Origin of the sequence: Methylobacterium sp. GXF4 (genome assembly GCF_000272495.1) — a bacterium.
Taxonomy (GTDB): Bacteria; Pseudomonadota; Alphaproteobacteria; order Rhizobiales; family Beijerinckiaceae; genus Methylobacterium; species Methylobacterium brachiatum.
This window is the reverse complement of the sequence record NZ_AKFK01000028.1, coordinates 1-8,152: the sequence shown is the minus strand read 5'-3', so window position 1 is coordinate 8,152 and position 8,152 is coordinate 1. Positions and strand designations below refer to the sequence as shown.

Below are 8,152 nucleotides of genomic sequence, written 5' to 3'. Positions count from 1 at the left end.
CGACGCCGACATCAAGCGCCTCAGCGCCAACGCCTGAGGGCGCGCGCGGGCCGACGGGCTCGCCGGGGACGCCGCCGGCTCGCCGCGACGCGCGGGACTGGAGTCGAGCGGCCGCCTCATCCATGCTCCTGGGCGATCGGGCGAGATCGGACAGCATGACCACCAAACCCTACACCGTCGAAGACTATGCCTTCGCGCAGGCCGAGTTCTACACCTATCGGCGGACGCTCGCCGACTACGCCGCGCTTCTGTCGGAGGCGGGCGCGTTGCTGCGCGAGCGTACCGACCGGGTGACGGTCACCGGCATCGCGAGCCAGCCACCGAACGGGTCGGCCACGATCGACGGACGGGCCCTGCCCGGGGCCGCCGACATTCAGCGCACGTTGGTGCGCTACCGCGGCGCGTACGAGCGGCTGCGCGCGACCTGGGACGGGCTGCCGCACGCCGAACGCGCGGGCCAGCGGCCGCCGCCCTCCGAGTTGCCGACCCTGCGGCCCGCGCACCCGTAAGGGGGGCCGGCACGGCCGGGGCCGCGGTCGTCCCACCGGTCGATGCCCGGGTTGCGCCGCCGAAGGCCGGGCCCGAGAGCCGGTCGTTGCGGCGTGGCGGAGCCGCCGCTATTTGTTGCGCCCGCACGACGAACCGGGACGACATGGACGCCTCGCCGCACTCCGACCTGCCCGCCCCGGACCGTCCGGGGACCGCGCCGGGGCGCCCGACCGAAGCCGATTCCGCGGCCCGGGCGATCCGGGAATCCGGCCTGTTCGACGCCGTCTGGTACGCCGCGCGCCACCCGGAAGCGGCCGACGATCCGCTCGCGCACTACCTCGCCCATCAAGACCGGCCCGGACACGACCCGAACCCGCTGTTCGACACCGCCTGGTACCGGATCCGGGCCCCGGATGCGGGCGAGAGCGCGCTCCTGCACTTCGTCGCGCGCGGCGCCGCCGCGAAGCTCGCCCCGCATCCAGCCTTCGACACCGTCTGGTACCTCGCCTGCAACGCCGACGTCGCCGGTGCGGGGGCGAACCCGCTGCAGCACTATCTCGCCGAGGGCGGGCGCGAGGGCCGCAACGTCCACCCGCTGTTCGACACCGCCTTCTACCTGCGCCAACGCCCGGACGTGGCGGAGGCGGGCCTCAACCCGCTGCTGCACTACCTCGCCGACGGAGCCCGGGAGGGGGTCGACCCACACCCGCTGTTCGACAGCGCGTGGTATCTCGCCCGCCACCCGGAGGTCGCCGCGACCGGCGAGAACCCGCTTGTCCACTACCTGAGGATCGGGGCTCAGGCTGGCTACGACCCGCACCCGCTGTTCGACACGGCGTGGTACCGCGCGGCCTTCCCGGAAGCCGGCGAGAACGCGCTGCTCGACTATCTCGGGCGCGAGCCGGAGGCCGGCGCCGAGCCGCACCCGCTGTTCGACTCGCCCTGGTACCTCGAACAGGTGCCGGACGTGGCCGAGGCCGGGGTGAACCCGGCGATCCACTATCTCACCGACGGGGCGCGGGCTGGCCTCAGCCCGCACCCGCTGTTCGATCCGGCGCACTACCTGCGGCAGGTGCCGGAGGCGGCCGACGCCCGGGCAAACCCGCTGCTGCACTACCTGAAGGACCGCGGTGGGACCGACCCGCACCCGCTGTTCGATGCGGCGTGGTACCTGGAGCACAACCCCGACGCGCGCGGCGCGAACCCGTTGCTGCATTACCGCACCCGGGGGGCCGCGCTCGACCCCCATCCCCTGTTCGACGCCGCCTTCTACCGTGCCCGCAACCCGGACCTCGTCGAGACCGGCCGCAGCCCGCTCGCCCATTTCGTCGAGGGCGGCGCGGCGGAGGGGCGCGATCCGCACCCCCTGTTCGACAGCTCGTGGTACTTGGAGCGCAACCCGGACGTCGCGGGCTCTGGTCAGAACCCGCTCGTCCACTTCCTCGGCGACGGCGGCCGCGAGGGGCGCGACCCGCACCCGCTGTTCGACGTCGGCTGGTATCGCGCCCGCGCCCCGGATCTCGGCGACGCCAATCCGCTGGTCCACTACCTGACGCACGGCATCCGAGGCGGCCGCGATCCGAACCCGCTGTTCGACGCCGCGTGGTATCGGGCGCGCCACCCGGAACTCGGTCCGGACGCCGATCCGCTGGTGGACTACGTCGAGCGCGGGGTCCACATCGGCTCCGAGCCGCATCCGCTGTTCGACGGCGGCTGGTACCTGCGGACCTACCCCGAACTCATCGACGGCCACGAGACGCCGCTGCACCACTATCTGCACCTCGGCGTCGCAGAGGGGCGGGACCCGAGCCCGGACTTCTCGACCCGCTGGTACCTCGACCGCCACCCGGACGTGGCCCGCGCCGGCCTCAACCCGCTCGCCCACTTCGCCGTCGCCGGACGGGCCGAGGGGCGCTCGCCCCTGCCGCTGGAGGCCCTCCACGCCCGGCGCGTCGCCGCCGAGCGCGTGGCGCTCGCCGGCGAGATCCAGGACCTCCATCGACACATCGGGCTGATGGTGCTGCAGCCGACCTTCGTCGTGCTGATCGACGGCGACGACGCCGAGGCGACGCGCGGCACGCGGGCGTCGCTGGCGCGGCAGATCTATGACCGGGCCATCGCCTGCGAGACGCGCGGCGCCGCCCGCGATGCCCTGCGGGATCGGGCGGATGCCTACTTGCTCTGGCTTAGGGGAGGCGACGAGTTGCCCCCGCGCGCCCTCTACGACCTCGCCTGCGACATCAACCGCGCGCCAGCGGCCGACCTGATCTACGGCGACGAAGAGGTCGCAGGTCCGCGCGGCGCCTTGCCGTTCTTCAAGCCGGGCTGGAGCCCGGACTACCTGGAGAGCTTCGACTATGTCGGCAGGGCGGCGTGCTTCCGCGGCGCCGCGGTAGACGGCCTGCTGGCGGCAGCGCGCAGCGCCTTCGAGCTGACCCTGCACCTCGACGAGGCGGGCGCCCCGGTCCGGCACCTGCGCCGGATCCTGCTGCGCGGTCCGGACCGGCGCTTCGGGCAGGACGAGGGCGAGCGCGCCCTGATCGGCGAGCGGCTGGCGCGCACCGGCCGCACCCGCGCCAAGGTCGAGGTCGCCGCTGGGGCACGCCGTTACGCGGTGGCGCCCGGTCCGCGGGACGAGACCGTCTCGGCGATCGCCCTGCTGCCGCTCGGCCGGGCGGGCGAGGAGCCGCGCGCGGTCGAGGCGTTTCTGGGCCGGATCGCGGCGATCCGGGAGGCGTCGAGCCACGGCGCCCTCGACCCGATCGCCGTCCTCGACCGCGCGGACGGTCCGGCCGAGACGGCACTGCGGGCGGCGGGGTGCCGCCCGGTGGTCGCCCCCGAGGGCGGTCCCGCGCGCCGGCTCAACGCCGGCGCCCGAGCGGCATCGGGGGAGTTCCTGCTATTCCTCGATCCGAACCTGGAACCGGTCGAGCGCCACTGGATCGAGCGCATGGTGATCCAGTTCGAGAAACCTGCGGTCGGCGTGGTCGGCGCCCGCCTGATCGATCTGGACGGGCAGTTTCGCCACGCCGGCATCGTGGCTCATGCGGGCAGGCCCGAGCCCGTGCGCGAGGGCAACGGCGGGGCGGAGGGCTACTTCTTCAGCGCGGCGGCGGCGCGGAACTTCCTCGCCGTGAGCGGGGAGTGCCTGATGACCCGGGCCGAGGCGTTCCGCGCGGCCGGCGGCCTCGACGCGGAGCTGGGCGCCGGCCTGTGGGACGTCGATTACTGTCTCCGGCGACGCGCGGCCGGCCTCCGGATCGTGTACGAGCCGGGCGCTGTCCTCGCCGATACCGCCCCCCGGCGCGCACCCCGGACGGGTCCCGGCGAGGCTGCGCGGTTCGCCGAGCGCTGGGGTGCGCGGATCGCCCTCGACCCTTACTACAACGAGGCCGCCCTGCGCCTCGGACCGCCGGACTACGACGGGTGGCCACAGACTTGAGGCCAGAACCCCTGAGTTTACGGCGCCGGCCGGTTCGATTAGTCCGCTCACCCAGATCAGATCCGCGCGGCGATCGTCCGCCTCCCCAAAGTCACGCTGACATGTGCCCGACCGACCCGATCTCTCCGATCGCGCCCGCCCTGGTCGCGGGCCCGCCGTGCCCGCGCCGCGAGGTGGCGTGATGGCGCCGCGCTTTACCCGGGGCGGGGCTCGGGACCTGACCGAACTGGGTCGGCCCCTCGGCCGGACGATCGCCCGCAGCGGCGTCGCACGCCTTCTCGGTGCAGGTTGGCGCCGGGGCGGTGGCTTGCTCGGCGACCTCGACGGGCTGTTTCACCGCTGGGCCGGGGCGCCGGGCACGCGCGCGAGTCACAATCCGCTGGTGCGGCTCGCGGCCCGCGGCGGCCTGCCGCGGGCGACCGACCCGACCGCGGAGGCCGATCAACTCGCGCTGTTCGCGCCCCATTTCGACGCGGCGTTCTACGCGAGCTGGTACGGGATTGGCGGCGAGGCGGCGCTGCGCGATTACCTGCGCACCGGCTGGCGCCAGGGCCGGGACCCGCGCCCCGACTTCTCCACTGCGGAGTACCTCGCCGCGCGCCCGTTCCTCCAGCGCGCCGACATCAACCCGTTCGTGCACTATCTGCGCGGTCTGCTCGACCGGGGGGGCGTGGCGATCCCGCCGCCCGACCTCCGACGTGCCACCCGCCTCGCCCGTCGCCTCGTCGATGCGGAGTATTATCTGGCCGGGAACCCCGACCTTCGGGAAGCGGGCGTCGATCCGGCCGGCCACTACATGAGTTCGGGCTGGCGCGAGGGAAGGGAACCGTCGCCCCACTTCGACATCCCGTATTACTGCCTCACCCGCGGCATCAGCTACGCCGCGGAGAACCCGCTGCTGCACTACGTCCGGCACGGCGGCCAAGCCTGTCCGCTGAGCGAGGACGAGGCGGTCGCGTTTCAGGTCGGCACGATCGCGCCCTACTTCGACGCCGGCTACTACCGCGGCCGCGACGACGATCGCTCCGACGAGAAGCTTCTGCGCGCCTACGCCGCCGGCGAGTGGCGGGCGATGCGCAGCCCGCGCCAGGAGTTCGACCCGGCCGGCTTCGTGCAGGAGCGGGCTGACAATCGCGCCGTGCGCCGCGATCCGTTCTTCCAATACATCGCCGAGACATTGCTGTCGGGCGGGAGGCCGTTCGAGGGCCCGGGCCGGATCAATTTTCCGGCGGTCGACGAAGAGTGGTACCGGGCCACCTATTCCGACATGCGCGGCGGCGTGCGGCCCTACACCCACTTCGCGAGCACGGGCTGGCGCGAGGGGCGCGATCCGGGACCGCGGCATTCGACGCTGTTCACCCTGCTGCGCGTCTGCGGCTTCCGGCCGGAGAGACCGCCGATCGAGGAGACCGGCTGGATCGCCGAGATCGGCCGCGAGCCGGTCGACCGCGAAGCCTATCTGCACCTCCAGGCAGCCCTGGCCGCGCTGCATTTCGACCATGCCTTCTACCGTCGACGCTACGGCGTGCCCGACGAGGTCGACGCGATCCGCGACTATTGCGAGCGCGGCTGGCGAACGGGGCGCAACCCGCGCGCGGATTTCAACGGGCAGCAATATCTCGACCAGCACGGCTCCGTGCAGGAGACCGGGGTGGCGCCGTTCGTCCACCATCTGGCCACCGCCGTGATGCTCGGCGTCGATATCGCGCCCGGCATATTCGACCCGCGCTACGGCACCCCGCCCTCGGAGGAGGACGAGGCGCTGATGGACGAGGCTCTCTTGATGGAGCCGCACTTCGACGCCGACTTCTACGCGAAGCGCTACCCGGACGTCGCCGGCGCGCGCGGCGGCGCGCTCGCCCATTTCGTCGCCCACGGCCAGCACGAGGGTCGGCTCCCGAACAAGCGATTCTCGTACGAATTCTACGGTCGGGCCTACGGCCACCTGTTGGCGGCGGGCGAATCGCCGTTCCTGCACTACGTTCGCACCGGCCGTGCCGCCGGGCTGATGGCATGCCCCGAGGATCTCGGCACCTGGCCGCCCATGGAAGCTCCCGAGCAGGGGGAATGGGATGGCCTCCCCTCCGGGCTGCCGATCGCGCGGGCCGAGGTCGTCGTGATCATGCCGATCTACAAGGGCCGCGGCGAGACCCTCCGGGCGATCCACGCCTGCCTCGCCGCACCGCAGAAAACACCCTTCACCCTGCTCGCGATCAACGACCGATCCCCCGACCCGGACCTCACCGCCGACCTCAAGGACCTCGCCGGCCGCGGCCTGTTCCACCTCGTCGAGAACCGGGAAAACCTCGGCTTCGTCCGATCGGTCAACCGCGGCCTGTCGATGCGCCAGGGCCGGGCCGTCGTCCTGCTCAACTCCGACGCCGAGGTCTTCGGCGACTGGCTCGACCGCTTGGTCGCCCATGCCGAGACGCGACCGCGGGTCGGAAGCATCACGCCGCTGTCCAGCAACGCCACCATCTGCAGCTACCCGAAATTCAACGCCAACAACGCCATGGCGCTCGAGATCTCCCGTCCGGAGCTCGATCAGGCGGCGGCGCGGATCAATCGCGGCCACGCCGTGGAAGTCCCCACCGGCGTCGGCTTCTGCATGTACATGACCGCCGCCGCGCTGGACGCGGTGGGGGCCCTCGACGAGGTCGCCTTCGGCAAGGGCTACGGCGAGGAGAACGACTGGTGCATGCGCGCCCGCAAGGCCGGGTTCGCGAACCTCCTGGCCGAGGACGTGTACGCCTACCATGCCGGGCAGATCTCGTTCGGGCTTGATCCGGGCGGCGAGTATGACCAGGGCCAGGCGGCGCTGCTGGCCAAGCATCCGGACTACCCGGCCGTGGTCGGACAGTTCGTGGCCGCCGATCCCGGCCGCCCGGCCCGGGCGCGGCTCGACCTGTACCGGCTGGCGCGGCACTTCAGCGGTCGGGCCGTGCTGTTCGTGACCCACAGCTGGGGCGGGGGCATCCAGCGGCACATCGAGGACGTGATCGCCCGTCTCCAGGGCGAGGGCACCAGCGTGGTGCTGCTCTCGGTCGACCGGGACCGGAACCTGCGGATCAACGTCTCGTACCGGAGCGGCGAGTATCTGTACCTGCCGAACCTGGAGAGCCTGTACCTGCCCCGCGACGCGGCGGAGATCGCCGCCTTCATCGCGCAGCTGGCACCGCGCCTGATCCACCTGCACTCGCTGGCGGGTCTGCGCTGGTCGGCGGCGCGGGCGATGATGGACCTCGTGTCCGGATCGGGACGGCCGTATGCCTGGACGCTGCACGACTTCTCGCCGGTCTGCCACCGCAACCACCTGGTGATGCCGGACGGCAGCTATTGCGGGCTGGCGCCGGTGCCGGTGTGCCGGGACTGCCTCGCTTCGGACGCGGAGGGTTACGAGGAGCCGGATCCGGGCGAGCGTCGGGGCGTGTTCGGACGGTTCCTGGCTGGCGCGGCGCGCGTGTTCGCGCCGTCGGCCGACACCGCCGGGCGATTGCGCGAAGTCTATCCCGACCTGGCGATCACGGTACGGCCGCACTTCGAGGCCGACCGCCGGATCCGCCCGGCGACCCGCAAGCGCGGGGCGGGGCGGCGTCGGGTGGCTGTGCTCGGCGCCATCAACATGATGAAGGGCGCGCGCTTCCTCCAGGCGCTGGCCACGGACGCGCGCGACCGGGACCTACCGATCGACTTCACGATCATCGGCTTCTCGGACCCGGCGCTTCGACCGGCCCTGGCAGCCGCCGGCGTCACCGAATCAGGTCGCTACATGAGCGACGACGAGGCCCTCGACCTCACCGCGCGGTCCTTCGCCGACCTCGTGCTGCTGCCGGCGATCTGGCCGGAAACCTACTCCTACGCCCTGACCCTCGCGCTCCGCACCGGCCTGCCGGTGGCGGCCTTCGATCTCGGCGCCCAGGGGGAACGGCTGCGCGCTTATCCGCAGGGGCACGTGCTACCCTACGCCCTCCTGAACGATCCGGCCGCCTTCAACGACCACCTGTTGTCGGTCGATGTCGCGCCGCGCGGCCGGAGCCGTGGACCGATCCAGGCCGCCGAGTACGACGATCTCATGCGCGACTATTACGGATTGGCGCCCGCCCCGTGAGCGGGCAGGGCGCATGACGCCCGCGCTCATCGCCCATCAAACCGGCAAGCCCGCTCCGGACAGGGCCGCGCCGATCCCGCTTTTGCCGCGCGCGAGGACGCCGCATGATCTCC

General features: G+C 72.5%; 3 protein-coding genes. All 3 read left to right on the top strand.

Annotated elements, in window-relative coordinates:
- The first annotated feature begins 155 nt into the window (after positions 1–155).
- Positions 156–509, top strand: a complete 354-nt coding sequence (locus WYO_RS03975; protein ID WP_007559306.1) for a hypothetical protein — start codon at positions 156–158, stop codon at positions 507–509.
- Positions 510–652: 143 nt separating this feature from the next.
- Entirely contained in the window at positions 653–3,931 is a 3,279-nt protein-coding gene (locus WYO_RS29275) for a glycosyltransferase (RefSeq protein ID WP_007559305.1), read from the top strand.
- A gap of 181 nt (positions 3,932–4,112) precedes the next feature.
- Positions 4,113–8,039: a glycosyltransferase gene (locus tag WYO_RS28895; protein WP_007559303.1), complete on the top strand. Its 3,927-nt coding sequence runs from the start codon at positions 4,113–4,115 to the stop codon at positions 8,037–8,039.
- Positions 8,040–8,152: the final 113 nt, after the last annotated feature.